The organism is Blastococcus saxobsidens, assembly GCF_002938435.1.
GTDB classification, from domain to species: domain Bacteria; phylum Actinomycetota; class Actinomycetes; order Mycobacteriales; family Geodermatophilaceae; genus Blastococcus; species Blastococcus saxobsidens.
In genome coordinates, this window is record NZ_POQT01000008.1 from 89,341 (window position 1) to 112,926 (window position 23,586).

A 23,586-nucleotide genomic window follows, 5' to 3' on the forward strand; every position below is an offset into this window, starting at 1 on the left:
CATCTGTCGTGGATGCGGACGCGGGACCGGGCGGGCCGCCGGCTCAGCGTGCCCGGTAGTTCTCCCGGGCGAAGTCCACGAACGGCACGGGTGCCACCGTGGCCCGGATCTCCACCTGGCGGTGATCCTCGACGGCCGGCTTGGCCGACACCGGGTGCTCGCCCCACAGCACGGTCACCTCGGTGCCGGGCTCGGCGAGCTCCGCCTCGACGACGGCCAGGGAGACCAGCGCGCGCTCGTTGGCCAGGTAGCCGCAGTCCAGCGACAGACCCACCCGCCGGCCGTCCACGAGCACCTTGTCCTCGTGGTGGGTGGCGTACCGGATCTTCGGCAGGTCCATGAACTTCGCGCCCGGACCCGGGAGGAACAGCGAACCGAGCGCCTCGGCGACGTCGTCGGCGTTCCACACGAGGGTCACCTTCGTGCGCGACGGCGCCTGCGCCAGCTGCTCGAGGGCCTCCCGGCCGACGAACTCGTGGTCGAAGCGGACGGTCTTGCCGTACCCGACCTCGTACGGGGTGAGGCAGTAGTCGCGGATGTCGGCGGAGTCCATGCTGCCGCCGATGGAACCGACCTTCGCGGCCGGCAGCCACTCCCGGTACTCCTTCATGAGCGGGTCGTCGGAGAAGAGCGCCGCCATGGGTGCGGGCACCCACCCGGACTCCAGGTTGGCCGTGGAGTAGGCCTTGGCGCCGACGCGCACCAGGCCGTGCGCCTTCCCGGCCTCCAGCAGCGCCGAGAGGACGGCGTCCCCGTCCTCCCAGGGGCCGAAGAGCTCGAAGCCGGGCTGCCCGGCCATGCCGTGCCGCAGCGCGCGCACGCGGCGACCCGCGATCGTGAACTCGGCCATGTGGAAGAACTTCACGTCGGGGAGGGGGGCGCCGGTCACCTGCTCGACCAGCGCGGCGGCGGTCGGCCCCTGCAGCTCGTAGCGGTAGAGCCTCGGCGGCCCCGACCTGCGGACCGCGGAGTTGTCGTCGCGCTCCGCGGTGGCGTCGTAGTCCCCGCGCGCCAGGTGGAAGGTCACCCAGTCGATGACCATCGGGTGCCCGACGAGGTCGAAGAGCTCGTCCTCGAGGTGGAAGAGGATGGCGTCCCCGATGAGGTGCCCCTCCGGGTTCACCGCGACGAACTGCTTGGCCTTCCCGACGCCGAAGTTCGCGAAGGAGTTGACGCCGACGTCGCTGAGCAGGCGCAGTGCGTCGGGGCCGGAGATGAACAGGTCGGTCATGTGGTGGGACTGGTCGAGCAGGGCGCAGCTCTCCACCCAGGAGCGCTGCTCGGAGCGCCAGTTGGTGAACTCCGGCTGCACCGGGAAGGTGCTCGGCGGGAAGCTCAGGTTGCGGAGCAGCTCGACCGGGCTCCCGGCACGGGCGAGGGCGGCGGCAAGACAATCGGGCGACATGGGCGGGACCTTCCGTCGGACGGGGACCGGACGACGCCGGCCGCGGATGCGCCGGGGCCTGTGCCGCGCCCGGCCTTGCTGATCGACAAGCTAGGGAGTCCCGCCGGCCGCGGGATCCCGCGAATGACGCATCCGGGGAGCGACGAGTCGTGATCTCCGTGCGACATCCGACGTAGCGGGGGGCGCACTCCCGGAGCGGACCGGCCGGGCGGGACGCGCTCGCGCGATCAGTCGAGGGCCACCCGCACCGGCAGGCGCTCGAACGCGCGCAGCGTGTTGTTGTGGTGCCGCACGGGAGGCCCGTCGAGCTCGATGGTGGAGACCCGTCGGGCCAGCGCCGTCAGGATCGACTCGGCCTCCAGGCGGGCGACGTGCTGGCCGACGCACTGGTGGATGCCCATGCCGAAGCCGACGTGGCCCGAGGGGTCGCGCGACAGGTCGAAGCGGTCCGGGTCCGCCCACCGGCGCGGATCGCGGTTCGCCGCGGCCAGGAACATGAGGATCTTGCGGCCCTCGGGGATGACGACGTCGCCGATCCGCACCTCGGTGGTCGCCGTCCGGAAGAAGGTCTGGACCGGCGACTCCAGGCGCACCGCCTCGTCGAACGCGACGCGGGCGAGCGACGGCTCCTCGCGCAGCCGCCGCCACTGGTCCGGGTGGGTGGCGAAGGAGTGCAGGATCGCGGAGATGCCGTGCACGGTCGTGTCGACGCCGGCCGTCAGCAGCGACCGGACCACGAGCGGAGCCTGCTCGGGGGTGATGTCGCCGCGGTCGCTGGCGGCCCAGATGTCCGCGCCGAAGCCCGTCGGTGCCAGCACGTCCCGCTGGCACTGGGCGTTCACCCAGGCCGACAGCTCGGCCACCCGGGGCGCTCCCCTGGCGACCAGGTCGTTGGCCGGGCCGAACGCGTTGAACGCGTGGTCGCCGTAGGGGAGCAGCTTCTCCCGCCCGTCCTGCGGGATGCCGACGGCGTCGGGGAACACCCGCAGCGGGAAGGTGGCGGCCAGGTCCGCGACGGCGTCGAAGGAGGTCCCACGGGAGAGGACCTCGTCGACGAGCGCGTCGGCGTCGGCCGCCCAGCCGTCGCGCAGCCGGCGCAGCGCCCGGGGACCGAGCACCTTCTGCAGCACCCGGCGAGGGGCGTCGTGCCGCGGCGGGTCGGCCTCCAGCAGCAGGCTCGGCGGCCGCCACGGCTCCTCGTACCGGAAGTTCGACAACCCCACGCCGGCCGAGGACTGGAAGTCCTGCCAGTTCACCAGGGCGGCGTGCACGTCGTCGTAGCGGGCCAGCGCGAAGACGTCGTACCTGCTGAGGAAGACCACCGGCCCGGCCTCGCGCAGGGCCGCGTGCATCGGCAGCGGGTCCTCCAGCACGTCGTGGGAGAACGGGTCGACGTCGCTGGTCGGTGCGGTGGTGCCGGTGGGGACGGTGGCGGTCACGGGGAGCTCCTCGGGTGCCGGGGGGTCAGAGGTCGAGGACGAGGCGGTCGTCCCGGGAGCGGGAGACGCAGACGTACATGCAGTCGTCGGCCGCGCGCTCGTCGTCGTCGAGCAGGGCGTCACGGTGGTCGGGCCGGCCGGCCAGCACCGTGACCTCGCAGGTGCCGCACACCCCGCGCCGACAGGAGGACAGCACCTCGACGCCGACCCGGCCGAGCGCCTCGAGCACCGTCACGTCCGGTGTCACGGTCACCGTCGTGCCGGTGCGGGCGAGCTCCACCTCGAACGGCGCGACGCGCGCCGGCGCGCCCGCGTCGTCGGCGACGAACCGCTCGACCCGCAGGCTGTGCGGCGGCCAGTAGGCGCAGGTCCGCTCCATGGCTGCGAGCAGGGGGGCCGGTCCGCAGGAGTAGATCCGGACGCCCGCGCGCGGCTCGTCCAGGAAGCCGGGGAGGTCGAGCAGGCCGTACTCGTCCTGGGGCCGGACCAGGACCTTGTCGCCGTAGGGGGCCAGCTCGTCGAGGAAGGCCATCGAGCTGCGGTGCCGGCCCCCGTAGAGCAGTCGCCAGCCGGCGCCGAGCAGCTCGGCCTGGTGCACCATCGGCAGGATCGGGGTGATCCCGATGCCGCCCGCGACGAAGAGGTACTCCTCCGACGGCACGAGCGGGAAGTTGTTGCGCGGGCCGCCCACCCCCACCAGGTCGCCCACCCGCAGCTGGTCGTGCACGTAGGCGGAGCCGCCCCGGCTCTCCGGCTCGAGCAGCACGCCCACCCGATAGCTGCCGGCGTCCCACCGGTCACCGCAGAGCGAGTACTGCCGGGTCAGCCCGTTCGGCAGGATCAGGTCGATGTGCGAGCCGGGCGTCCAGTCGCGCAGCCGGTCGCCGGACGGCGAGGCGAGCTCCAGGGTCAGGACGCCGTCGGCCTGCAGCTGCTTGCCGGTCACCCGCAGGCTGGCCACGGCATCGGCCACGGCCGCGGGAGCCGGGGAGGTGGCGGTCATGGGGGCAGCGTGCTCCGGAAGGGTGTGACGTGCGAAACAGTCTCTCAATGGTCGAGACGCTGTGCCACGATGCGCCCATGCCGCGCACGCCGACCGGTGAGTCCTCCCTGGCGCGGGCGGTCCGGGTGCTCGACGCCTTCACCGCCGACCAGCCGGCGCTCCGGGTCTCCGAGATCGCCCGGCGGTCGGGGCTGCACATCGCCACCGCATCACGGATCGTCGGCCACCTCGTGGCGGAGGGGCTGCTCGCGCGGGGCTCGGACGGCAGCGTGCGGGTGGGCATGCGGCTGTGGGAGCTGGCCTCGCGCGCTGCCCCTGCCCGCTCGTTCCGGGACGCCGCGATGCCGTTCCTCGAGGACCTGCACGCCGTCGTCGGCCACCACGCGCAGCTGGCCGTCCGGAACGGCGAGGAGGTCCTCTTCGTCGAGCGGCTCTCCGCGCGCGACGCCGTCGTCAACTTCTCCCGCATCGCCGGCCGGCTCCCGCTGCACCTCTCCTCCTCCGGCGTGGTGCTCCTCGCCTACGGCCCGCCCGACGTGCGGGAGCGCGTGCTGAGCCGGCCGCTGGAGGCGGCCACCCCGGCGACCATCACCTCGCCCGAGCGGCTGCGGGCGGTGCTGGCGCAGGTGCGCCAGCAGGGCTACGCGCTCCTCCCGGGGCACGTCCACGAGGATGCGACGGGGATCGCCGTGCCGGTGCGCAACGGGATGGGCGAGGTGGTGGCGGCCCTGTCGGTCATCGTCCCGAACGACGACCGGGCCGCCTCGGCGGTCCCCGTCCTGCTGGCCACCGCCCGGGGGATCAGCCGGGTCCTGGGCGAGGCGCCGGAACCGTTCGAGGCCTCCTGACGCCGCGAGCGCTCCTGCTGCGGCACCCGGTGGATGGCACGATGCGGCCATGGCCGTGCCAGAGGGAACTGCCCGGCGGGGCGGCACGGCCTTCGTCCTCGGTGGCGGCGGCGTCCTCGGCGCGGCCGAGGTCGGGATGCTGCAGGCGCTGGCCGAGCGCGGGATCCGCCCCGACCTGGTCGTCGGCACGTCCGTGGGGGCGATCAACGGCGCACTCGTCGCCGCCGATCCCGGCCCGGACGCGGTGCGGCGGCTGCGCGCCGTGTGGGCGGAGCTGACCTCGCAGAACATCTTCGCCGGATCGCTGCTCGGCCGGGTGGGCACCCTGGTCCGGACCCGCACGCACGTGCACCCCTCCGGGCCGCTGCGGGACCTGCTCGACGCGCACCTGCCGGCGCGGACCTTCGCCGACCTGGCCGTTCCGTTCCAGTGCGTCGCGGCGAGCGTCGAGCGGGCCGCCGAGCACTGGTTCACCGACGGTGCGCTGGTCGACGCCGTCCTCGCTTCCTGCGCGGTGCCCGGCCTGCTGCCGCCGGTGCGGCTCGGGGGCGAGCACTTCCTCGACGGCGGGCTGGTCCACAGCATCCCGGTCGGCCGGGCCGTCGCCCTCGGGGCCGGCACCGTCTACGTGCTGCACGTCGGCCGGATCGATCGTCCGCTCCGGGCACCGACCCGGCCCTGGGAGGTGGCGACGGTCGCCTTCGAGATCGCCCGCCGCCACCGCTACGCCGCCGACCTGGCCGCGCTGCCGCCGGGTGTCACGGTGCACGTCCTGCCCGCGGGGGACGCGGCACCGCCCGGCACCGCCAACCTGCGGTACCGCGACTTCTCCGGCGTCGCCGACCGCATCGACCGGGCCCACGCCGCGGCCGCCGGCTACCTGGAGCAGGTGGCCACGGCGACGGACGGGGAGGCCTGAGGTGCTCCCCCCGCGCCCGGTGCGCCGGCTCGGCGGACTGCTCCTGCTCGGCACCCTCGTGGCCGCGGTGCTCGCCCTGCCCGTCCTCGTCGTCGGAGCGGCGATCTCCTCGGCGTTCCTGCCCGGCCGGTGGCGGGCGCTGCGGCTGCTGTGCTTCGCGCTGGTGTACCTCGCGGTGGAGGTCCTCGCGCTCGTGGCGGCGGGGGTGCTGTGGGTGCTCGCCGGCTTCGGCCGCCGGCTGGGCACGGCGCGGTCCCGGCGGGCGCACTACACCGTGCTGCGACTCGTCCTCGACGCGGTCATGGCTGCGGCGCAGCGGCTGTTCGCGCTCCGGATCGTGACCGACGGGACGTCCTGGTCACCGCTCGACGACGGGGTGCCCGGCTCGACGAACGCCATGGTGGTGCTGTCCCGGCACGCCGGCCCGGGCGACTCGCTGCTGCTGGTGCACACCCTGATGAACCGCGACCACCTGCGGCAGCCGCGGATCGTGCTCAAGGACGTCCTGCAGCTGGACCCGCTGATCGACGTCTACCTCAACCGGCTGCCGAACTCCTTCGTCGCGTCCGACCCCGCCGGACGAGCGCGGGCCGCGGAGGCGGTCGCGGACCTCGCCCGCGACCTGGGCGAGGAGGACGCGCTGCTGATCTTCCCAGAGGGTGCGAACTTCACCCCGCAGCGCCGGTTCCGGGCCATCCAGCGGCTGCGGGACCGGTCCCTCGCATCGGCGGTGCGCCGGGCGGAGGCCCTGCAGCACCTGCTGCCACCGCGGCCGGCGGGCGTCACCGCGGCCCTGCGGGCGGCTCCGCACGCCGACGTCGTGTTCGTCGCGCACACCGGGCTGGAGCACCTGAGCACGGCACGGGACCTGTGGCGGGGCCTGCCCATGGACAAGACCCTGCACCTGCGGTGGTGGTTCGTGCCGGCCGCGGACGTGCCCGCGGACGACGCCGAGCTCCGGGAGTGGCTGTACTCCTGGTGGGACACCGTCGACTGCTGGATCCGGACCACGCAGCAGCAGCGAGCGGAGGACCCGCCGGTCAGCCTCCGCTGACGGCGGCGCGGATGGCGGCGGCGTACGGCTCGGGTGCCTCCAGCGGGAGGAAGTGCCCGGAGTCGGGCACGGCCGTCAGCGTGACGTCGGCGAAGAACTCGTCGAGCCGGTCACCCCACGCCGCCGGGAACAGCGGGTCGTGCGCCGGCCAGAGGGCGTGGACCGGTGTGGCGAGGCGATCGGCGCGGTCGGGCGCCTGCTCGGCGAGACCGCGGGTCAGGATGCCCGGCCCGACCCGGTACCAGCCGATCGAGGCCGTGAACGCCCCGGGCCGGCCGTAGCCGTCGGCGAGCCGGTCGAGGTCGGCCGGGGCCGGGGTGAACCCGGGCCCGGACCAGTGCGTCCAGAAGTGCTCGAGGTAGGTGCGGACGGCACCGCGGTCGCCGTCCAGCAGCCGCTCGGCCAGTTCCAGCCGGTGGAAGGACTGGTACCAGAACTCCCGCACGACGTCCGCGGAGAGCAGGCGCTGCCCGGCGCCGGGCAGCGGGGGAGCGACGACCAGCGCGCGGACGCGCTCGGGGTGCAGCCGGGCGAAGGTCTGCGCGATGCGGCTGCCGATGTCGTACCCGGCCAGGACGACCGGCCCGAGCCCGAGCTCGTCCAGGAGCCCGGCCAGGCTGCGTGCCTGGGCATCGGCGGTGTAGGCCACCTCGGGGTCGGCCACGTGCGCGTCCGACTCGCCGAAGCCGCGCAGGTCGGGCACCACGACGTCGGCGACGTCGGTCAGCAGCGGCACGACCAGCCGGTGGTCGGTCCGGTCGCCGGGCCAGCCGTGGAGGAGCAGGACGGGGGCTCCGCTCCCGGAGCGGTCGTAGGCCAGGGAGAACCCGTCGACGGGGTGGCTGCGGGGCACCGGCCCAACCTAGCGAAGCCGACGGCGCGGCCGCGCGGTCAGAGGTCCAGCACCAGCCGGGTCGAGGCCCGCGAGACGCAGATGAGCATGGTGTCGCCGAAGGTCCGGTCCTCCGGGCCGAGGAGCGTGTCGCGGTGGTCCGGCCGGCCCTCGAGCACCCAGGTCTCGCACGCCCCGCACAGCCCGTCCGCGCACTGGGCCGTCACCTCCAGGCCGGCCTGCCGTGCCGCCTCCAGGATCGACGTGCCCGGTGGGACCTCCAGCACGGTCCCGGTGGTCTCGCAGACCACCTCCAGGTGGTCGCGCTGCTCGGCCGGGTCGGTCACGCGGTCCTCCCTGCGTGCGGGCAGGAGGCGCGGGCGGGAAGTGACGGCCTCCTGGCCGAGACGCTACGAGCGCCGCACGAGGTGCGGATCGCGCAGGTGACGCGGCTTCCCGGTCGCCAGACGTCGCGCCGACGGTAGGACATCTGACGCGGTGCGTCACCGGGGCTGGACGAGTCCCTCCTTGACGGCGAGGAGCGCTGCCTGGGTCCGCGAGGTGAGCCCCATCTTGGTGAGCAGGTGGCTCACGTGGGTCCGGGCGGTGCGCTCGCTGATGACCAGGTGCCGGGCGATGTCCTTGTTCGACCTGCCTTCGGCGATCAGCACCAGGACCTCCTTCTCCCGTGCCGTCAGCACGCCGAGCCCGGTGCGGGGCGACCGGATCTCCTGCGTCAACCGACGGGTCACGGCCGCGTCGAGGAAGACCTCGTCGCGGACGGCAGCGCGCAGGGCCGCGTGCACCTCGGCCGGGCCGGCGTCCTTGAGCAGGTAGCCCGACGCGCCCCGCTCGAGCGCCGCGTGCACCCGCTCGACCTCGCCGAAGCTGGTCAGGATCACCACCCGCACGCCGGGGAACCGGCGGAGGACCTCCTGGGTCGCCGTGACGCCGTCCATCCCCGGCATCTGCAGGTCCATGAGGGCGACGTCCGGCAGTTCACCGTGCGAGGCGGCCCGCCCCAGGAAGTCCAGGGCCTCCTGGCCGTTGCCCGCCTCGCCGGCCACCTCCACGTCCTCGAGCGCCTCGAGGTAGGCGACCACGCCGCGGCGCACGACCGCGTGGTCGTCCACCACGAGCACCCGGATCGGCTGCGGTCCGGTCATGGGGTGGGCTCCTCGTCGTCGGGGGTGTTCGTGGGCAGGGAGGCGAGCAGCGGGAGGGTCAGGTGGACCCGTGTCCCGCCGGAGGGCAGCTCGCGCACCCGCACCACGCCGCCCCAGCGGGCGGCCCGCTCGCGCATCGCGGTCATGCCGAAGCCGCCCGCCGGCGAGCTGCCGTCGCGGGCGCCCGCCTGCTCGCCGATCCCGCAGCCGTCGTCGCGCACCTCGGCGACCAGGCGCCGCCGGCTGCCGTGCGTTGTCACCGCCACCCGGACGCGCATCGTGCTCGCGGAAGCGTGCTTGACGCTGTTGTGCACGGCCTCGGCGACGATCCGGTAGACGTCCTCCAGCAGGTCGGCGTCCAGCCCGGTCAGCTCCCCGGCGGGGTCCTCGACCTCGAGGGAGGCCGCCACGCCGGTCCGGGCGCCGGTGGTCTCGACCAGGCTGCGCAGGGCGGAGGTGAGCCCGCGCCCGGTGCCGGTCGCCGGGCGCAGCTCGACCACCATGCCGCGGAGGTCGGCCAGCACGTCCTCGGCGCTGCTGCTCAGGTCGTCGGCCACCTGGGCGATCCTCTCCGGCGCCGGTGGCAGCCCGCGTTCCACCAGCACACCCAGCGATCGCGCCTGCATCATCATCGAGAAGACCTGCTGGACGACCGAGTCGTGCAGGTCGCGGGCGAGCTGCTGGCGGGCCTCTCGACTGGCGACGTCCCGTTCGCGCTCCAGCAGCGCGGCGTGGTCGACGGCCATCGCGGCCTGCTCGGCCATGGCGAGCAGGAACTCCAGCTCGCTGTCGCCGACCGTCTGCCCCGGGGCGAAGAAGGCGTTCAGGATGCCGACCGGCTCGCCGCGGGCCAGCAGCGGGACGCTGGCGAACCAGTCCCACTTGGGATTGCCCATCATCTCGTGCAGCGGGGCCCAGGCCGGGTCCTGCATCACCGCGTCGTACCGGTCGGCCAGCACCAGCGGCTTGCGGCTCTGCAGCGCGTCCAGCATCACCAGCCGGGCACCGCGGGCGCGGCACGCCACGAGCTTGTCGAAGAAGTCCGGCGTCCGGACGAACCCGGCCGCGCCCATGACGTGCAGCCGGTCGCCCGTCGAGTTCACCGTGAGCACCTGGACCCCGGCGAGCGAGTCGGTCCGCGCCACCTCGCGGGCCAGGGCCTCGAGCGTGCCGACGAGGGAGCGCTTGGTCGCCACGCTGGACGCCGCTTTGGCGATCGCGGTCAGGCGCCGCTGGCGCTGCCGGCTGAGCGTGACGTCCCGGAAGGACACCACCCACTCGTCCCGGCCGGGGATCCGGTTGACCAGGTAGGCGAACTCGCGACGGACGCCCGGTCCGGCCGGCCACTCGACGGTGGCCTCGCCGAGGCCGGAGGAACCCGCCGGGGGAGTGGAGGCAGGCGCCGGGAACGGCGAGCGGATCCCGGCGACGGTGCCGGCCGGCAACCCGCACAGCGCGCGGGCGGCGGGGTTCGCCTCGACGAACCGGGCCTCGGCGTCGATGACCGCCAGCCCCTCCAGCACGTGCTCGAACACGTCGCCGGGAGCGGCGCCCGCGGACGTGGCCCCGGGGGTGGACCGCACGTCGAGCTGCATCATCGCCTCCTCTCCGCCGCGGATCACACGGTGATCGGCGCCGTCATTGTGACCCACGGCCCGGGGACTCCGGCCCGATCAGGGGGGACGCATCCCTCGCACGGGCCGGAGGACGCGACGAAGGACGGCGTCACGACCGCGGGATGTGTCGTGGTCGGCCCGGGCCGGTGCCACATCGTGCCGCGAGGCTCGGCTCGACGGTGGCGCGGACATGGAGCTGCTCGTTCGGCTCGGGCTCCCACCACACCACGCAGACGCCGGCGCAGTGCGGCACGCCGGGCTGCTGGTGGCCAGGGACGGGCGTTCGTCGGATCCCGTCGGTGGTGCCGAGGTCAGTGCGCCGGGTCGTCGTCGCGGCCGGTGTCCTCCGCGCTCTCGCCGGCGAACGAGTGCGCGATCATCCACGAGGCGAAGTCGGTGATCCGGGCGTCGATCACCAGCGGTCGCCGGCGGGAGCCCTCCACCCAGTCGCGCACCGCCTTGAGGTCGTCGACGGTCCGCACCGTGACCGCCTCGCAGCCGTAACCGCGCGCGATCGCGGCGATGTCGGTCTCGGGGAACTCGACGAGGTGGAGCGGGTGACCCTCCGGGCCGAAGTGGTGGACCTCCGCGCCGTAGGCGTGGTCGTTGTAGACGAGCACCACCAGGGGCACCTCGGTGCGGACGGCGGTGTCCAGCTCGACGTGGCTCATCATGAAGCCCCCGTCGCCGACGCCGGCGACGGCGACCCGGCCCGGGGACGCCAACCCTCCGCCGATCGCGGTGGAGATGCCCAGTCCGATGGACTGGAACGCCAGCGTCAGGAGGTATCCGCGCTCGTCCGGCACATCGAGGAACATCGCCGGGTAGCCGTTGAAGTTGCCGCCGTCGATGGCGACCACCCGCTCCCGGGGCAGGATCTCGTTCAGCGCGGTGGTGAGCGTCCGCGGGTCGATGAGCTCGTCGGTGCTGGTGTCCGTGTAGGGCTCGTCGCGCCAGCGGTACCCGGCGCGGATCCGCTCCTGCACCTCCGTCGTCCGCCACCCCGGGGACGTACGGGGCCGGGCACGCAGGCTCTCGACGGTTGCCGCGGCGGTGGTCCGGACGTCGCCGACGATCCCGAGGTCGACCCGCACGTGCGTGCCGATCGCGGCCGGGTCCTCGTCGATCTGGACCACCGTGGCGTCGGGGTTCAGCAGCTCGCCTGCCCGCAGCGTCCAGACGTTGAGCGAGGCGCCCCAGGCGACGACGAGATCCGCGGAGCTGATCAGGTCGGCGGCCATCGGCGTGGAGAACCCGCCGGAGACGTCGACGGACCACTCGAGACCCTCGAACAGTCCCCGAGCGACGCCCGAGGTCGCGAGGAGGGCCCCGCTGACGTCGCCCAGCTCGGCGAGCACCTCCCGGGCACCCGACAACCGGGCGCCCCGGCCGGCGATGAGCACCGGCCGCGACGCGGTGCGCAGCAGGTCGGCCAGGGCCTCGATCGAGCGCGGGCCGGCGACGGCCGGCTCCAGCACCGGGGGCGTCAGCGGCGGGAGCGCGTCGGTGGGCACCTCGGCGTCCTGGATGTCCAGGGGCAGGTTGAGCACGACGGTCCGGCGGTCCACCGCAGCACGCCGGAAGGCCCGCACGGCCTCCTGCACGGCGGTGCGCGGAGAGGTGATCGTCTCGGAATGGACGCCCAGCCCGCGCAGCACGGCCGGCTGGTCGATGTTGAAGTTCGAGAGCGTGTTCCAGCCGGCGGTGTCCGCGGCCAGCACCAGCAGCGGGGTGCGGCTCTTGGCCGCCTCGGTGATGCCGGTCAGCGCGTTGGTCAGGCCGCACCCCTGGTGGACGGTCACGGCCGCCACGCGCTGGGTGGTGCGGGCGTACGCGTCGGCCATGATCGCGGCGCCGGCCTCGTGACGCGTGGCCACGAACCGGGCCCCGGAGCTGACGAGGGCGTTGGTCACGTGGAAGTTGCCGCTACCGACCACGCCGAACACCTGGTCCAGGCCCAGACGTCCCAGTTCTCGGCCGATCGCTTCGGCTACGCGCACGGTGGAGGTCCTCTCGATGGGGTGGGTGGTGCGGTCGGCCCGCCGCGCCCGGGCCGGGCCCGGGTGCGGCGGAACCGGTCAGTCGCCGCAGATGAGCTCGTCGGCGGAGGGCGCCTCGTCGACGATCTCGTACTCCTCAAGGAAGCCCATCTGCTCGTCGATCTCGTCGACCTTCAGCTCCGACTGGTACACCGGCAGGCGCATCCGGTCGGCGACGTCAGCGGGGATCTTCGTGTAGGTCGGGATGATCTCCCGGATCGCGTCCGGGTTCTCCCGCGCGAAGTCGAGCGACCGCGTCATGGCCGCCTCGAACCGCTCCATCAGCTCCGGGTCCTCCTGGAAGGCCTGCTGACTGGTCGCGTAGGACCCGTTCGGGTATTCTGGAGCAATGGCCGACTGCGGGGCGAAGGCCACCTTGCCCCCCTGGTCCAGCACGGTCGTCACGAACGGCTCGGAGGTGTAGCCGGCGTCGATCCGCCCGGCCTGGACGGCTGCGGGCACCTCCGGGAACGGCACCTCGATGAGCTCGACGGTCCGCCAGTCGGCGCCCTCCTGGTCCATGGCGGCCTTGAGCATCACCTCGGCGACACCGCCCAGGCCGTTGACGCTGATGGTCTTGCCCTCCAGGTCCGCGGCGCTCTGGATGGGGCTGTCGCCGGCGGCGACCAGGACCTGCCAGTCGTCCTCGGGCGTGGTGCCCGTGGCGTCGCTCGCGGTGGCCACGCAGACCGGCACGCCGCGGGCCGCGGCGATGCCGGCGGAGATGTAGCCGACGAAGCCGAAGTCGTAGTCGCCGGCCACCATCCCGGTGATGATCTCGTTGCCGCTCTGCAGGACGGTCTGCTCGACCTCGAGGCCCTCCTCCTCGAAGAAGCCCTCCTGGATGCCCAGGTACATGGCGGCGGCGTTGGCGATGGGGAGAGTGCCGACCCGGATCGTCGCCGTCTCGGCTGCGCCGCCCCCTCCTCCGGTGTCGGCGTCGTCGCCGCCGCAGCCGGTGGCCGCGAGGGCGACCACGGCCAGACCGGCGACCGCGGAGGTGGTGCGGCGGGTGAACGGACGGTGGCTCATCGGCTCTCCTTCTCAGAGGGGTGGTGCGGCAGGTGTGGCACCGGATCGGCGCGTTCGGCGGACCGACGAGCCGTACGGCGGTCTATGCGGGGACGTCGGCGGTCTCGGGGCGCTTGATGGAACGCCAGACGTAGGCCCGCAGGTGGGAGAACTCGGCCAGCTCCTTGGTCTCCACCTGGTCGCGCGGCCGGGGGAGCGGGACGTCCACGATCTCCTGGACGCGCGTGGGGGAGGGCGTCAGGACGATCACCCGGTCGCTGAGGTACACCGACTCGTCGATGTCGTGGGTGACGAAGACCACCGTGACGCCGTACCGGGCCCGCAGCTCCAGCACCAGGTCCTCGAGATCCGCGCGGGTCTGCGCGTCGACGGAGGCGAACGGCTCGTCCATCAGCAGGATCTCGGGCTGGTAGGCGAGCGCGCGGGCAATGGCCACGCGCTGCTGCATGCCGCCCGACAGCTGCCAGGGGTACTTCTTGCCCGCACCGGCCAGGCCCACCGACTGCAGCGTGTCCCGGATCAGCTCGGAGGTCTCGGCCTTGCCGAGCTTGCGGTGCTTGAGCGGGAAGGCGACGTTCTCCTCGACGGTCATCCAGGGGTACAGCGACCGCGAGTAGTCCTGGAAGACCAGGGCCATCTTCTCCGGGGGACCGGTCACCTTCTCGTCGTCGAGGTAGACAACGCCCGACGTGGGCGTCAGCAGCCCGGCGATCATCTTGAGCAGAGTCGTCTTGCCGGCACCCGACGGGCCGACGATGCAGACGAGCTCACGCTCCTTGACCTCGAAGGTCAGGTCGGCGCACGCCTCGAAGGCCCGCTTGGTGCCCTCCTGGTAGACCTTCCGGAGGTTCTCGACACGCAGCATTTCTGGACTACCTCCGCGGGGTCAGCCGGCGCCCGCGCGGGCACCGCGGTGCCAGCGGAGGACTCGACGCTCGACGAGCAGGAACAGGACGTTGAGCACGTAGCCGAGGATGGCCAGCAGGAAGATCCCGGCCCACATCTCGGTGATGGCGTAGGTGCGCTGGGACTGCAGCACGAAGTAGCCGATGCCGTTGGTGCTGCCCACCATCTCGGAGACGACCATCATGATCACGGCCAGGGAGAGGCTGATCCGCGCGCCGGCGAAGATCTGCGGCGATGCCGAGGGCAGCACGACGCGGAACAGCCGCTCGCGCCAGGGGATCTGGAAGCTGCGGGCCGTCTCCCGGAGGGACGGGTCGACGCCCGCCACGCCGTCGATCGTGTTGAGCAGGACGGGGAACACGCAGACGAAGGCGATCAGCGCCACCTTCATCCCCGAGCCGACCCCCAGGAGCAGGATGCCGGCCGGGATGAGGACCGGGGCCGGGATCGCCCGCAGGAACTGCACGACCGGGTCGACCATCCGGCCGAGCGTCCGGGACGAGCCGAGCGCCACCCCGATCACCACTGCGGACACCACGGCGATCGCGTAGCCGGTGAAGAGCCGGCCCAGGCTGGGCAGCACGTCGGTGCCGACCCGCTCGAAGAGCCACGTGTCGCCGAACGCGCGGAAGATGTCGACGAGCGGAGGGAAGTAGAAGTTCGTGCTCTCGGCCGACAACAGCGCCCACACCGCCAGGACGGCGATCGGCACGGCGATTTCGAGGCCGACTCCGAGCACGCGGATCGGCCGGCTGGTCTCGTTCATCGGTTGCGCTCCCGCTGGGACGCGTGCCAGTGCAGCAGCCGTCGCTCGACGGCGGACAGGGCGATGTTGAGGACCCAGCCGATGAGGCCGGTCACGATGATCAGCGCGTACATGCTGGCCACGGCACCGCTCTGCCGGGCGATGTTGATCTCCTGGCCGAGGCCGGGTGCGCCCAGGACCAGCTCGACGGTCACCGCCAGGATCAGAGCGACCGCCGAGGAGATGCGGATCCCGGTGACGACGTACGGGAGGGCGCTGGGCAGTACCACCCGCCACAGCCGCTCGGGCGTCCTGATGCCGAAGGAGCGGGCCGTCTCCATGGCGACCGGGTCGACGTCCCGGACGCCGTAGAGGGTCTGCAGCAGGATCGGCCAGGTAGCGGCGAAGGCGGCGAGGAACCACTTGCCCTCGAGGCCGGCGCCGAAGACCAGAGCGGTGAGCGGGATCAGCGCCACGGACGGGATCGGCCGGAGGAACTCCACGATCGTCCGGGTGGACATGAACAGCAGGAACACCGACCCGATGAGGATGCCCAGCGGCAGCGCTATCAGCATCGCGGTGCCCAGGCCGAGGCTCCAGCCCTGGAGGGTCTGGCCGATCGGCTGCCACAGGCTGCCGTCGGCGACCCGCGCCCAGAGGGCGGTGAACATCTCCGACGCGGGTGGCAGGAAGCGCTGGTCGACGAACCCCGTCCGGGGCGCGAGCTCGAAGATCAGGATGGCGACCGCGACTCCGGTCAGCGGCAGCAGCCAGTCCGATGGGCGTCGGCGTCCCTGGTTCGCACCGGCGCGCCGGGTGTCGGCGGGCCCCGGCGCCGCCGCATCCGCCGTCGCCTGCCCGACGGCCGCTCCCGGCGGACCGTCGTCAGCGGTCGCGGACCTGGCCGCACCGCGGCCTGACGACTGTGCTGGGTCGACTTCCCGGCTGGACCTGGTCACAAGCCTCCCGTCGCGAGCCCTCAGACGCTCCCACGGTGGTGAACGGCGTCACTGTCGGGCCCAGCGTAGGGGCGGGGAGTGTGCCACGACACAGTCTTCCGACGGCCTTTCGTGGTCGGTCCGGTGCTACGGAGTGCGTCTCCTGGGGCGGGGCGTCCGGGTCATTTGACGCACGTGCCCCCGGCGAGGCGCGTCTCACGGGTTCGTGCCGGGTGGAGCGGTGGCATTCTGGGGATGCGTCGTACGGTGCCCCGGACCGACCCGCCGGGCGCGGGAGGGCGGTCAGCCCCGAGCGCGTGTCACCAGGCGCCGGTCGATGTCCTCCACGGTGGCACACCCGGCGAGAGCCATGGCGCGATCCAGCTCGAGATGCAGCAGGTCGAGCACCTTCTCGACGCCGGCCTGCCCTCCGGCGGCGAGCCCGAAGAGGTAGGGACGGCCGACCAGTACCGCCCTGGCGCCCAGGGCCAGTGCCTTCAGGACGTCGGTGCCGCGGCGCACGCCACCGTCGAGGAGCACCTCGGCGCGCCCGGCCACGGCGTCGACGACGGCCGGCAGCGCCTCGATCGTCGCCGGCACGCCGTCCAGCTGGCGGCCGCCGTGGTTGGAGACGATCACGGCGTCGACGCCCTCGTCCATCATCCTGCCGCACGATTCCGGGCCGAGGACGCCCTTGACCACCAGCGGGCCGTGCCACAGCGCGCGCACCTGCCGGAGATCGGCCCACGTGACGGGGGAGGGGGAGGCCAGGATCTGCTCCTGGGTGGCCCGCACCGGCAGTCCGCGGATCTGCTGCCACGGTCCGGGCACCGCGCCCCGGATGAAGTCCAGCGCCCACCCCGGCCGGGCAGCGCCCTCCAGCGCGAGTCGTGGACGGATGCGGACGGGGAGCGCCGTGCCGTTGCGCCGGTCCCGCTCCCGACCTCCGAAGACGGCGGTGTCGACGGTGAGCACCAGGGCCTGGTAGCCGGCGGCGGCGACGCGGTCGATCATGGCGGCCGTCTGCGCCCTGTGCTCGGGAAGGTAGAGCTGATACCAGGCCCGGCCGTCCGCGACCGAGGCGACGTCCTCCAGGGCGTAGCTGGTCACCGTGCTCTGCACGTAGACCGTGTCCCGGGTGGCGGCTGCGGCGGCCACCGCCAGCTCGGCATGCCGGTGAGCCACCCGGGCGCCCCCGGTCGGGGCGAGCAGCACGGGGGTCGACACCGACCGGCCCAGGACGGTCGTGGCCGTGCTCCGGGTGGCGACGTCGGCGAACGGTCGCGGACTGATCAGCAGGTCCTCGAAGGCGGCCTCGTTCCGCCGCATGGTCCTCTCGTCGTCCGCGCCCCCGTCGATCGTGTCGAACACGGGACGGGGCAGCCGCCGGCGCGCGGCCTCGCGGACGTCCGCCAGGTTCACCGCTCGGTTCAGACCCACGCGAGCATCCTGCCCCGGCGCACCGTCGCTTGCGCCAGGCGGGCCGGGGCTGGTTCCGTGAGGCATGAGCTCCCCGGTGACCGGCGGTCCTGGCATCGAGTCGTTGGGGACGATGCTCACGGCGGGAGCGCTGCTGTCCGATCCGGCGTCGACGGAGGCCTATCGGCACGACTGGACCCGGTTGCCGGACGCGGGGACCCCGCTGGCCGTCGTGCGGGCCGGCTCGGCCGCGGACGTGCAGGCCACGATCCGCTGGGCCGCGGAGCACCGGGTGCCGGTCGTGCCGCGCGGGGCGGGGACCAGCCTGGCCGGGGGGGCGACGGCGGTGGACGGCTGCCTGGTGCTGAGCACCGAGCGGATGACCGGGATCGAGATCGACCCGACGACCCGCACCGCCGTCGTCGAGCCGGGAGCCTTCAACGCTGCCGTCAAGGATGCCGCCGCCCCACACGGGCTCTGGTACCCCCCGGACCCGGGTTCGTTCCGGATCTCCTCGATCGGGGGCAACGTGGCCACCGATGCCGGGGGCATCTGCTGTGTGAAGTACGGGGTGACGAGCGACTACGTGCTGGGTCTCGACGTCGTGCTGGCCGACGGACGCCTGGTCACGCTCGGCGGCCGCACCGTCAAGGACGTCGCCGGACTGCCGCTGCTGAAGCTCTTCGTCGGCAGCGAAGGCACCCTCGGCGTGATCACCCGGGTGGTCCTGCGGCTGCTCCCGTCACCGAGCCCGGCGGCGACCCTGGTGGCCTACTTCGACGACCTCCGGGACGCGGCGTGGGCCGTGGTCGCCATGGGAGCGCGCGTACGCCCGGCGATGCTGGAGCTCATGGACGCCGCCTCGATCGGTGCGGTGGAGGACTTCCAGCCCATGGGCCTGGACCGCGAGGCCGGCGCACTCCTGGTGGCGCAGTCCGATGCGCCCGGCGCGGCGCGGACGGACGAGATCACCGTCATGGCGGGGTGCTGCGAGGAGGCCGGGGCGCGCAGCGTGTTCGCCACCGACGACCCGGCCGAGGGGGACATGTTCCTGGAGGCGCGCCGCGCCGCGGGGCCGGCGATCGACGCCCGCGGCTCGGTCCTGGCCGAGGACATCTGCGTGCCGGTGGACCGGCTGCCCACCGCGATGGAGCGGATCGGGGCCATCGCGCGCGAGCACCAGGTGGAGATCCCGGTCTTCGCGCATGCAGGGGACGGCAACCTGCACCCGGCCATCGTCCACGTGCCGGGCGACCAGGAGGGCCGCCGACGTGCGGAGGCGGCGTTCGCCGCGATCCTGCAGGTGGCGCTCGACTGCGGCGGCACCATCACCGGGGAGCACGGGGTCGGGCGGACCAAGCGCTCGGCGCTGCCCGCCCAGCTGGGACCGGACGTCATGGAGCTCGGGCAGCGGGTCCGCAACGCCCTGGACCCGCTGGGCATCCTCAACCCCGGCGTGCTCTGGTAGCCCGTCGGAGGTGCAAGGAGGGCCGGGCCCCGACCGCAGGACGTCCTGCGGTCGGGACCCGGCCCGAAGCCTGAGGGATCAGGCCTTGCCGACGGTGCGCCAGCCGCCCTGGTAGGTCTCCCGCGCCATCTTGGCGTAGGGGACCGGGCTGACGATCGCGCGGACCTCGAACTGCTCGTGCGGCTCGACGGTGGTCTTCTCGCTGCCGCCGCCGGGCTCGCCCCAGACCACCTTGACCTCGGCGCCGTGCGGCACGTCGGGGCTGATGGTGGCCAGCGACAGCCCCTTCTGCTCGTTCGCCGAGATGCCGGTGAACATGGAGACGCCGAGGTCGGTGCCGTCGGCGTCGATCACCCGGTCGAAGTTCGACGACCCGTAGTTGGCGTTCGGCAGGTCGAAGAACTGGTACTTGGCGCCCTCGACCGGGGAGGCGAGCAGCGTGGCGAGGTCCTCGGAGTTCCACTCCAGGGTGACCTTGCGGCGCTGGGCGTCCTTGTCCAGGGCCTCGAGGGCGTCCCGGCCGATGAAGTCGTGGTCGAACTTCACGAAGGAGCCGTAACCGAGCTCCCACGGGTTGGTGTAGTAGTCCTCGATGTCGTCGGACACGAAGCTGCCGGCGATGGCGTTGGTGGCCTCGTAGCTGTCGGCGCCGAGCCACTCGCGGTAGGGGCGCAGCTCCTCCCCGGTGTAGATGGCGGGCAGCGGCGAGGGGATCCAGCCGGACTCGAGGGTGTTGGTGGAGTAGGCGCGGGAGCCGACGGGCTCCATGCCGAACTCGCGACCGGCCTCGAGGATGGCCTCCCGGATCCGGTCGTAGCTCTCGTACGGGCCCCAGATCTCCAGGCCCGGCGCGCCGGCCATGCCGTGGCGCAGCGTGCGCACGCGCTCGCCGGCGATCGTCATCTCGCCCATGCGGAAGAACTTGAGCTGCTCGACCGTGCCGCCGTTGAGCTTCTCGATGATCTCCCAGGCGCGGGGGCCCTGGATCTGGAAGCGCCACAGGTCGCGGGTGACGGCCTTGCCGTAGGGCCGCGACGGCGAACGGGGGTCGTTGCGGATCTCGACGTCGTACCCGCCGGTCTCACCCTGGAACTGCAGCCAGCTGGCGCCGGGCGCGCGGCCGACGTAGACGTACTCGTCCTCGTCGAGGTGGAAGAGGATGCCGTCACCGATGACGTTGCCGGCGGGGGTGACCGGGACGAACTGCTTGGCCATGTTCACCGGGAAGTTGGCCACGCTGTTGATGCCGGTGTCGGAGATCAGCTTGAGGGCGTCCGGGCCCTTCATGAACAGGTTGAACATGTGGTGCGACTGGTCGAAGAGCACGGCGGTCTGCTGCCACGCCTTCTGCTCGCGGCGCCAGTTGGTGAACTCCGAGGGGACCACCGGGTAGATGTAGGTGCCCAGCTGGGAGTTGCGCAGCAGGCCGACGGTGTCGCCCTTCTGGTCGAGGAGCTCCTGCAGGTTCTTCGCGGTCATGTCCGTCCGTTCTCGTCGGGTGTCACTTCTGCGGGCCGGGAGGGCCGGCCCATGGCCTGGTGGCCGGTGGTCGGCTCGCGGGGGCGATCCGGCCGGGGAGCGTCGAGCTCCGGAGTCGGTGGAGGCTCCCCTCGTCCGGGATGTGGTCCGCCTATCCACCGGCGGACGAGTGCGTGTCATCCGGTCTCCTGCAGCGTAGGGCCGCAGAGGTGTGCCAGGACACATGCATCCGTCACCCTGCCCCGGCCGATACGGCCGCTCGGCCTGAGTCGGATGACGGGGCGCCCGGGTCATTTGACGTATTAGTCAGGCCCTCCGCGGTTCCCGCAGCGACGACGGCGCTCGGATCGGCGACATTGGCCGCGTCCGGACCACGGAGGAGGTAGGCGATGACGCGACGGCCGGTCGGCCCGGGGGGTCGGCTCGCGGCCGGGACGGACCCTGCGCCGACGTCGTGGAGCGCCGTGGCCGGCCTCATGGGCGCCGGGGTGGTCGCCGCCGCGCAGATCGGTGGCGCCGCGGCGGCGCTCCCGGTGCTCCAGGACGAGTTCGGGCTCAGCTCGACCACCGCGGCCTGGTACCTCTCCACGGTGAGCCTGCTGAGCGCGGCCGCCGGTGTCCTCCTGGGTTGGCTGGGGCAGACGGTGGGGTTCGGCCGGCAGGTACGGCTGGGCCTGCTCGCGATCGTCGTCGCCGACCTGGGCGGTGCTGCGGTCGACTCGCTGGCGGGCCTGCTGGTGGCCCGGGTGGGGGAGGGTCTCGGGCTCGTGATGGTGATCCTCGCGGCGCCGCCCCTCCTCGCGGAGGTGTCCGGCCCGGCGCACCGGCGGCTCGTCGCCGGCGGGTGGGGTGCCTACATGCCGGTGGGTTCAGGACTGGCCGCGCTCCTCATCCCTCCCGCGATCGGCCTGGTGGGCTGGCGGGGGGCGTCGGTCGCCGACGCCTGCCTGGCGGCGGTCGTGCTGCTGGCCGTGGTGCGCTGGGTGCCGTCCTCCGCGGAGCGCCGGCGGCCGTCGCTGGGCGGGCTGCTGGGGGCGATCCGCTCGCCGTCGGTCGTGATCATCACCGTCGCCTTCGGCCTCTACGCCGCGCAGTACCTGGCCGTGGTCGGGCTGCTGCCGAGCGCGCTCGTCGCCGACGAGGGGCTCTCCGTGGCCGCCGCGGGTGTGCTGGGGGCCGTCGTCTTCCTGGTGAACGCACCCGCCAACCTCCTCGGCGCGTACCTGCTGCACCGGGGAGCCCCGCTGCGATGGGTCATTCTCACCGGGTGCGTCGGCATGGCCGTGACCGTGTGGGGGGCGCTCGACCCGGCGCTGCCGCCGGCCCTGCGGGTCGCCTCGGCGATGGCGTTCTCGTTCGTCGCGGGCCTGGTGCCCTCGGCCCTCTTCGCCGGCCTGGCCGCCGTCTCCGCGGGTACCGGCTCGGCCGGTGCGGCCATCGGCCTGGTGACCCAGGGGTCGGGCGTGGGGCAGCTGCTCGGTCCGCCGCTGGTCGTGGCGGTGGGAACGGCCCTCGGTCAGGGGGCTGCCCAGTCCGCCGTCCTGGTCGGCCTGGCGGGTCTCGTGGCGGTGGGAGCCCTGGGGCTGCCACGGGGCGAGCGGACCCCGTGACGAGCGTGGCGACGGTGTACCGGGAGCTCGGTGCTGCACCGTCGTGCGGAGCCGGCGTCCGGACATCCGTTGGTGACGGCCCTGCAACTTTCCCGCCAAAATCGTTGTCAATCTCACGTCGGGTCCGTAGGTTCCCCGGCGGGCTGGGACCCACCCGGAACATCGCGGCGACGGCGGGAGAGACGTCAATGGCGGCTGAGCTGACCCTGCAGGACGTGAGCCTGCAATTCGGCGGCATCAAAGTGCTGCAGGAGGTGAGCTTCACCGTCGAGCCGGGCCAGATCTTCGGGCTGGTCGGCCCCAACGGGGCGGGGAAGACGTCGCTGTTCAACTGCATCAGCGGGCACTACAAGCCGACCTCGGGCGTCGTGCGGATCGACGGCGCGGAGGTGCAGGGCGCGCGCCCGGCCACCCTCGCCGGCCACGGCCTGGCCCGCACGTTCCAGCACCCTGCGCTGCAGCTGCACGAGACGGTGCTGGAGAACGTGCTGCTCGGTGCGCACTCCCGGCTGCCCGGCGGAGCGCTGGAGTGGGCGGTGCGGACGCCGCGCACCCGGCGTGCGGAGAAGGAGCTGCGCGCCGAGGCGCTCGAGCTCCTGGAACGCAACGACCTGGGATGGGCCGCCCACCTGCCGGCCGACGAGCTGTCCCACGGCCTCCACAAGGGCGTCGAGCTGTGCCGCGCGCTGCTCATGAAGCCGAAGCTGCTCCTCCTCGACGAGCCCGCCGCCGGCCTCCCGCACACCGAGGTGGAGACGCTGATCGCGACGGTCCGGCGGCTGCGCGCGGAGGACGACATCACCGTCGTCATCGTCGAGCACCACATGGGCCTGATCGCCGCCCTCACCGACCGCGTCGTCGTGCTCGACCACGGCGCGAAGCTCATGGAGGGGTCGGCCGCCGAGGCGCAGTCCGACCCCCGGGTCATCGAGGCCTACATCGGAAAGGACGCCGCGGATGACGCTGCTTGAGCTGGAGGACGTGACCGCGTCCTACGGCCCCGTCCAGGTGCTGGAGGGGGTATCGCTGAGCGTTCCGGAGAACGGCGCGTTCGGGATCCTCGGCGCGAACGGCGCCGGCAAGACCACGACCCTCCGCGCGATCAGTGCCACCGTCCGCACCGGCGGCCGCATCACCTTCGACGGCAAGGACATCCGCGGTCTGCGGCCCGACCAGGTCGCTGCCCTCGGCATCGCGCACGTGCCCGAGGGGCGCGGCACGTTCGGTGACCTGTCCGTCCGGGAGAACCTGCGGGTCGGCGCGTACCTGCGCAACGACCGCAAGGGCATCGACGAGGACATCGACTACTGCCTCGACCTGTTCCCCAACCTGCAGGAACGCATCGGGTCGAACGCGTCGGCGCTGTCCGGCGGCGAGCAGCAGATGCTCGCGGTGGCCCGGGCCATCATGTCCAAGCCCCGGTTGCTGCTGCTCGACGAGGCCTCGCTCGGCCTCGCGCCGAGCACGGCGAAGAACGTCTACGACGCCATCCGGCGCCTGCGCAGCGAGTCCGGCATCGCGATGCTCGTGGTCGAGCAGAACGCCAATCTCGCCTTCACCCTCGTCGACGGCGCCACGGTCCTGGAGACCGGGCGGAACGTGCTCACCGGCACGACTGCCGAGCTCAAGGGCATGGACGAGATCCGTCGCGCCTACCTGGGAGGGTGA

The 23,586-nt window shown here is 73.1% G+C and carries 21 protein-coding genes; 7 read left to right on the top strand and 14 right to left on the bottom strand.

Annotated elements, in window-relative coordinates; all coding sequences use genetic code 11:
• Window positions 1–43: 43 nt before the first annotated feature.
• The 3 genes from C5507_RS07225 to C5507_RS07235 form a co-directional block, all read right to left on the bottom strand.
• Entirely contained in the window at window positions 44–1,405 is a 1,362-nt protein-coding gene (locus C5507_RS07225; RefSeq protein ID WP_104527851.1) for an aminomethyltransferase family protein, read from the bottom strand.
• A 227-nt stretch (window positions 1,406–1,632) separates the two neighbouring features.
• A complete protein-coding gene (locus tag C5507_RS07230; RefSeq protein ID WP_104527852.1) occupies window positions 1,633–2,844 on the bottom strand; it encodes a cytochrome P450 in 1,212 nt (403 codons plus the stop codon).
• 25 nt (window positions 2,845–2,869) lie between these two features.
• Entirely contained in the window at window positions 2,870–3,847 is a 978-nt protein-coding gene (locus C5507_RS07235) for a PDR/VanB family oxidoreductase (protein ID WP_104527853.1), read from the bottom strand.
• Between the two features lie 77 nt (window positions 3,848–3,924).
• Here C5507_RS07235 and C5507_RS07240 point away from each other — a divergent pair, with 77 nt between their 5' ends.
• Genes C5507_RS07240 through C5507_RS07250 form a run of 3 tightly spaced genes read left to right on the top strand, consistent with a single transcriptional unit; the run spans window position 3,925 to window position 6,668 of the window.
• Window positions 3,925–4,695 (top strand): IclR family transcriptional regulator, encoded by a 771-nt coding sequence (locus tag C5507_RS07240; protein WP_104527854.1) that lies wholly within the window; start codon window positions 3,925–3,927, stop codon window positions 4,693–4,695.
• A 49-nt stretch (window positions 4,696–4,744) separates the two neighbouring features.
• A complete protein-coding gene (locus tag C5507_RS07245; protein ID WP_104527855.1) occupies window positions 4,745–5,614 on the top strand; it encodes a patatin-like phospholipase family protein in 870 nt (289 codons plus the stop codon).
• 1 nt (window position 5,615) lies between these two features.
• A complete protein-coding gene (locus C5507_RS07250) occupies window positions 5,616–6,668 on the top strand; it encodes a lysophospholipid acyltransferase family protein (protein WP_104527856.1) in 1,053 nt (350 codons plus the stop codon).
• Here the strand turns inward: C5507_RS07250 and C5507_RS07255 are convergent.
• The 10 genes from C5507_RS07255 to C5507_RS07300 form a co-directional block, all read right to left on the bottom strand.
• Window positions 6,655–7,521: an alpha/beta fold hydrolase gene (locus C5507_RS07255; RefSeq protein WP_104527857.1), complete on the bottom strand. Its 867-nt coding sequence runs from the start codon at window positions 7,519–7,521 to the stop codon at window positions 6,655–6,657. The genes C5507_RS07250 and C5507_RS07255 overlap by 14 nt on opposite strands.
• 38 nt (window positions 7,522–7,559) lie before the next feature.
• The gene (locus C5507_RS07260; RefSeq protein ID WP_242610959.1) at window positions 7,560–7,847 is read right to left on the bottom strand and encodes a 2Fe-2S iron-sulfur cluster-binding protein; all 288 of its coding nucleotides are present in this window, start codon (window positions 7,845–7,847) and stop codon (window positions 7,560–7,562) included.
• 156 nt (window positions 7,848–8,003) lie between these two features.
• Window positions 8,004–8,666, bottom strand: a complete 663-nt coding sequence (locus C5507_RS07265; RefSeq protein WP_104527859.1) for a response regulator — start codon at window positions 8,664–8,666, stop codon at window positions 8,004–8,006.
• A complete protein-coding gene (locus C5507_RS07270) occupies window positions 8,663–10,264 on the bottom strand; it encodes an ATP-binding protein (protein ID WP_242610960.1) in 1,602 nt (533 codons plus the stop codon). The genes C5507_RS07265 and C5507_RS07270 overlap by 4 nt, the downstream gene beginning before the upstream one ends.
• A 329-nt stretch (window positions 10,265–10,593) precedes the next feature.
• A complete protein-coding gene (locus C5507_RS07275) occupies window positions 10,594–12,282 on the bottom strand; it encodes a thiamine pyrophosphate-binding protein (RefSeq protein ID WP_104527860.1) in 1,689 nt (562 codons plus the stop codon).
• A gap of 78 nt (window positions 12,283–12,360) precedes the next feature.
• Window positions 12,361–13,353, bottom strand: coding sequence for an ABC transporter substrate-binding protein (locus tag C5507_RS07280; RefSeq protein WP_104527861.1), 993 nt, complete (start codon window positions 13,351–13,353; stop codon window positions 12,361–12,363).
• A gap of 82 nt (window positions 13,354–13,435) precedes the next feature.
• Complete coding sequence (locus C5507_RS07285) at window positions 13,436–14,218, bottom strand: ABC transporter ATP-binding protein (protein WP_104527862.1); 783 nt, start codon at window positions 14,216–14,218, stop codon at window positions 13,436–13,438.
• A gap of 21 nt (window positions 14,219–14,239) precedes the next feature.
• Window positions 14,240–15,025: an ABC transporter permease gene (locus C5507_RS07290; RefSeq protein ID WP_104527863.1), complete on the bottom strand. Its 786-nt coding sequence runs from the start codon at window positions 15,023–15,025 to the stop codon at window positions 14,240–14,242.
• On the bottom strand, window positions 15,022–15,963 hold the full coding sequence (locus C5507_RS07295) for an ABC transporter permease (RefSeq protein WP_207225666.1): 942 nt from the start codon (window positions 15,961–15,963) through the stop codon (window positions 15,022–15,024). Before C5507_RS07295 ends, C5507_RS07290 begins: the two co-directional genes overlap by 4 nt.
• Before the next feature lie 282 nt (window positions 15,964–16,245).
• Complete coding sequence (locus C5507_RS07300; protein ID WP_104527864.1) at window positions 16,246–17,382, bottom strand: alpha-hydroxy acid oxidase; 1,137 nt, start codon at window positions 17,380–17,382, stop codon at window positions 16,246–16,248.
• A 64-nt stretch (window positions 17,383–17,446) separates the two neighbouring features.
• Here C5507_RS07300 and C5507_RS07305 point away from each other — a divergent pair, with 64 nt between their 5' ends.
• Window positions 17,447–18,829, top strand: coding sequence for an FAD-binding oxidoreductase (locus C5507_RS07305; RefSeq protein ID WP_104527865.1), 1,383 nt, complete (start codon window positions 17,447–17,449; stop codon window positions 18,827–18,829).
• Window positions 18,830–18,907: 78 nt separating this feature from the next.
• On the opposite strand, the gene ligM is transcribed toward C5507_RS07305, so the two are convergent.
• Window positions 18,908–20,308 carry a vanillate/3-O-methylgallate O-demethylase gene (gene ligM / locus C5507_RS07310; protein ID WP_104527866.1) on the bottom strand — a complete coding sequence of 467 codons (1,401 nt, stop codon included), beginning with the start codon at window positions 20,306–20,308 and terminating at the stop codon, window positions 18,908–18,910.
• A gap of 389 nt (window positions 20,309–20,697) precedes the next feature.
• Between ligM and C5507_RS07315 the strand changes: the two genes are divergently transcribed.
• The 3 genes from C5507_RS07315 (at window position 20,698) to C5507_RS07325 (ending at window position 23,586) form a co-directional block, all read left to right on the top strand.
• Window positions 20,698–21,918 (top strand): MFS transporter, encoded by a 1,221-nt coding sequence (locus C5507_RS07315; RefSeq protein WP_104527867.1) that lies wholly within the window; start codon window positions 20,698–20,700, stop codon window positions 21,916–21,918.
• A 215-nt stretch (window positions 21,919–22,133) separates the two neighbouring features.
• The gene (locus C5507_RS07320) at window positions 22,134–22,889 is read left to right on the top strand and encodes an ABC transporter ATP-binding protein (protein ID WP_207225667.1); all 756 of its coding nucleotides are present in this window, start codon (window positions 22,134–22,136) and stop codon (window positions 22,887–22,889) included.
• Window positions 22,876–23,586, top strand: a complete 711-nt coding sequence (locus C5507_RS07325) for an ABC transporter ATP-binding protein (protein ID WP_104527869.1) — start codon at window positions 22,876–22,878, stop codon at window positions 23,584–23,586. Before C5507_RS07320 ends, C5507_RS07325 begins: the two co-directional genes overlap by 14 nt.

Excerpts from the sequence above, each read along its gene's own strand:
- C5507_RS07325 (WP_104527869.1), top strand. The coding sequence starts at position 22,876 with ATGACGCTGCTTGAGCTGGAGGACGTGACCGCGTCCTACGGCCCCGTC.
- C5507_RS07305 (WP_104527865.1), top strand. The coding sequence starts at position 17,447 with ATGAGCTCCCCGGTGACCGGCGGTCCTGGCATCGAGTCGTTGGGGACG.
- C5507_RS07265 (WP_104527859.1), bottom strand. The coding sequence starts at position 8,666 with ATGACCGGACCGCAGCCGATCCGGGTGCTCGTGGTGGACGACCACGCG.
- C5507_RS07315 (WP_104527867.1), top strand. The coding sequence starts at position 20,698 with ATGACGCGACGGCCGGTCGGCCCGGGGGGTCGGCTCGCGGCCGGGACG.
- C5507_RS07285 (WP_104527862.1), bottom strand. The coding sequence starts at position 14,218 with ATGCTGCGTGTCGAGAACCTCCGGAAGGTCTACCAGGAGGGCACCAAG.
- C5507_RS07235 (WP_104527853.1), bottom strand. The coding sequence starts at position 3,847 with ATGACCGCCACCTCCCCGGCTCCCGCGGCCGTGGCCGATGCCGTGGCC.
- C5507_RS07290 (WP_104527863.1), bottom strand. The coding sequence starts at position 15,025 with ATGAACGAGACCAGCCGGCCGATCCGCGTGCTCGGAGTCGGCCTCGAA.
- C5507_RS07270 (WP_242610960.1), bottom strand. The coding sequence starts at position 10,264 with ATGATGCAGCTCGACGTGCGGTCCACCCCCGGGGCCACGTCCGCGGGC.
- ligM (WP_104527866.1), bottom strand. The coding sequence starts at position 20,308 with ATGACCGCGAAGAACCTGCAGGAGCTCCTCGACCAGAAGGGCGACACC.
- C5507_RS07280 (WP_104527861.1), bottom strand. The coding sequence starts at position 13,353 with ATGAGCCACCGTCCGTTCACCCGCCGCACCACCTCCGCGGTCGCCGGT.
- C5507_RS07225 (WP_104527851.1), bottom strand. The coding sequence starts at position 1,405 with ATGTCGCCCGATTGTCTTGCCGCCGCCCTCGCCCGTGCCGGGAGCCCG.
- C5507_RS07240 (WP_104527854.1), top strand. The coding sequence starts at position 3,925 with ATGCCGCGCACGCCGACCGGTGAGTCCTCCCTGGCGCGGGCGGTCCGG.
- C5507_RS07245 (WP_104527855.1), top strand. The coding sequence starts at position 4,745 with ATGGCCGTGCCAGAGGGAACTGCCCGGCGGGGCGGCACGGCCTTCGTC.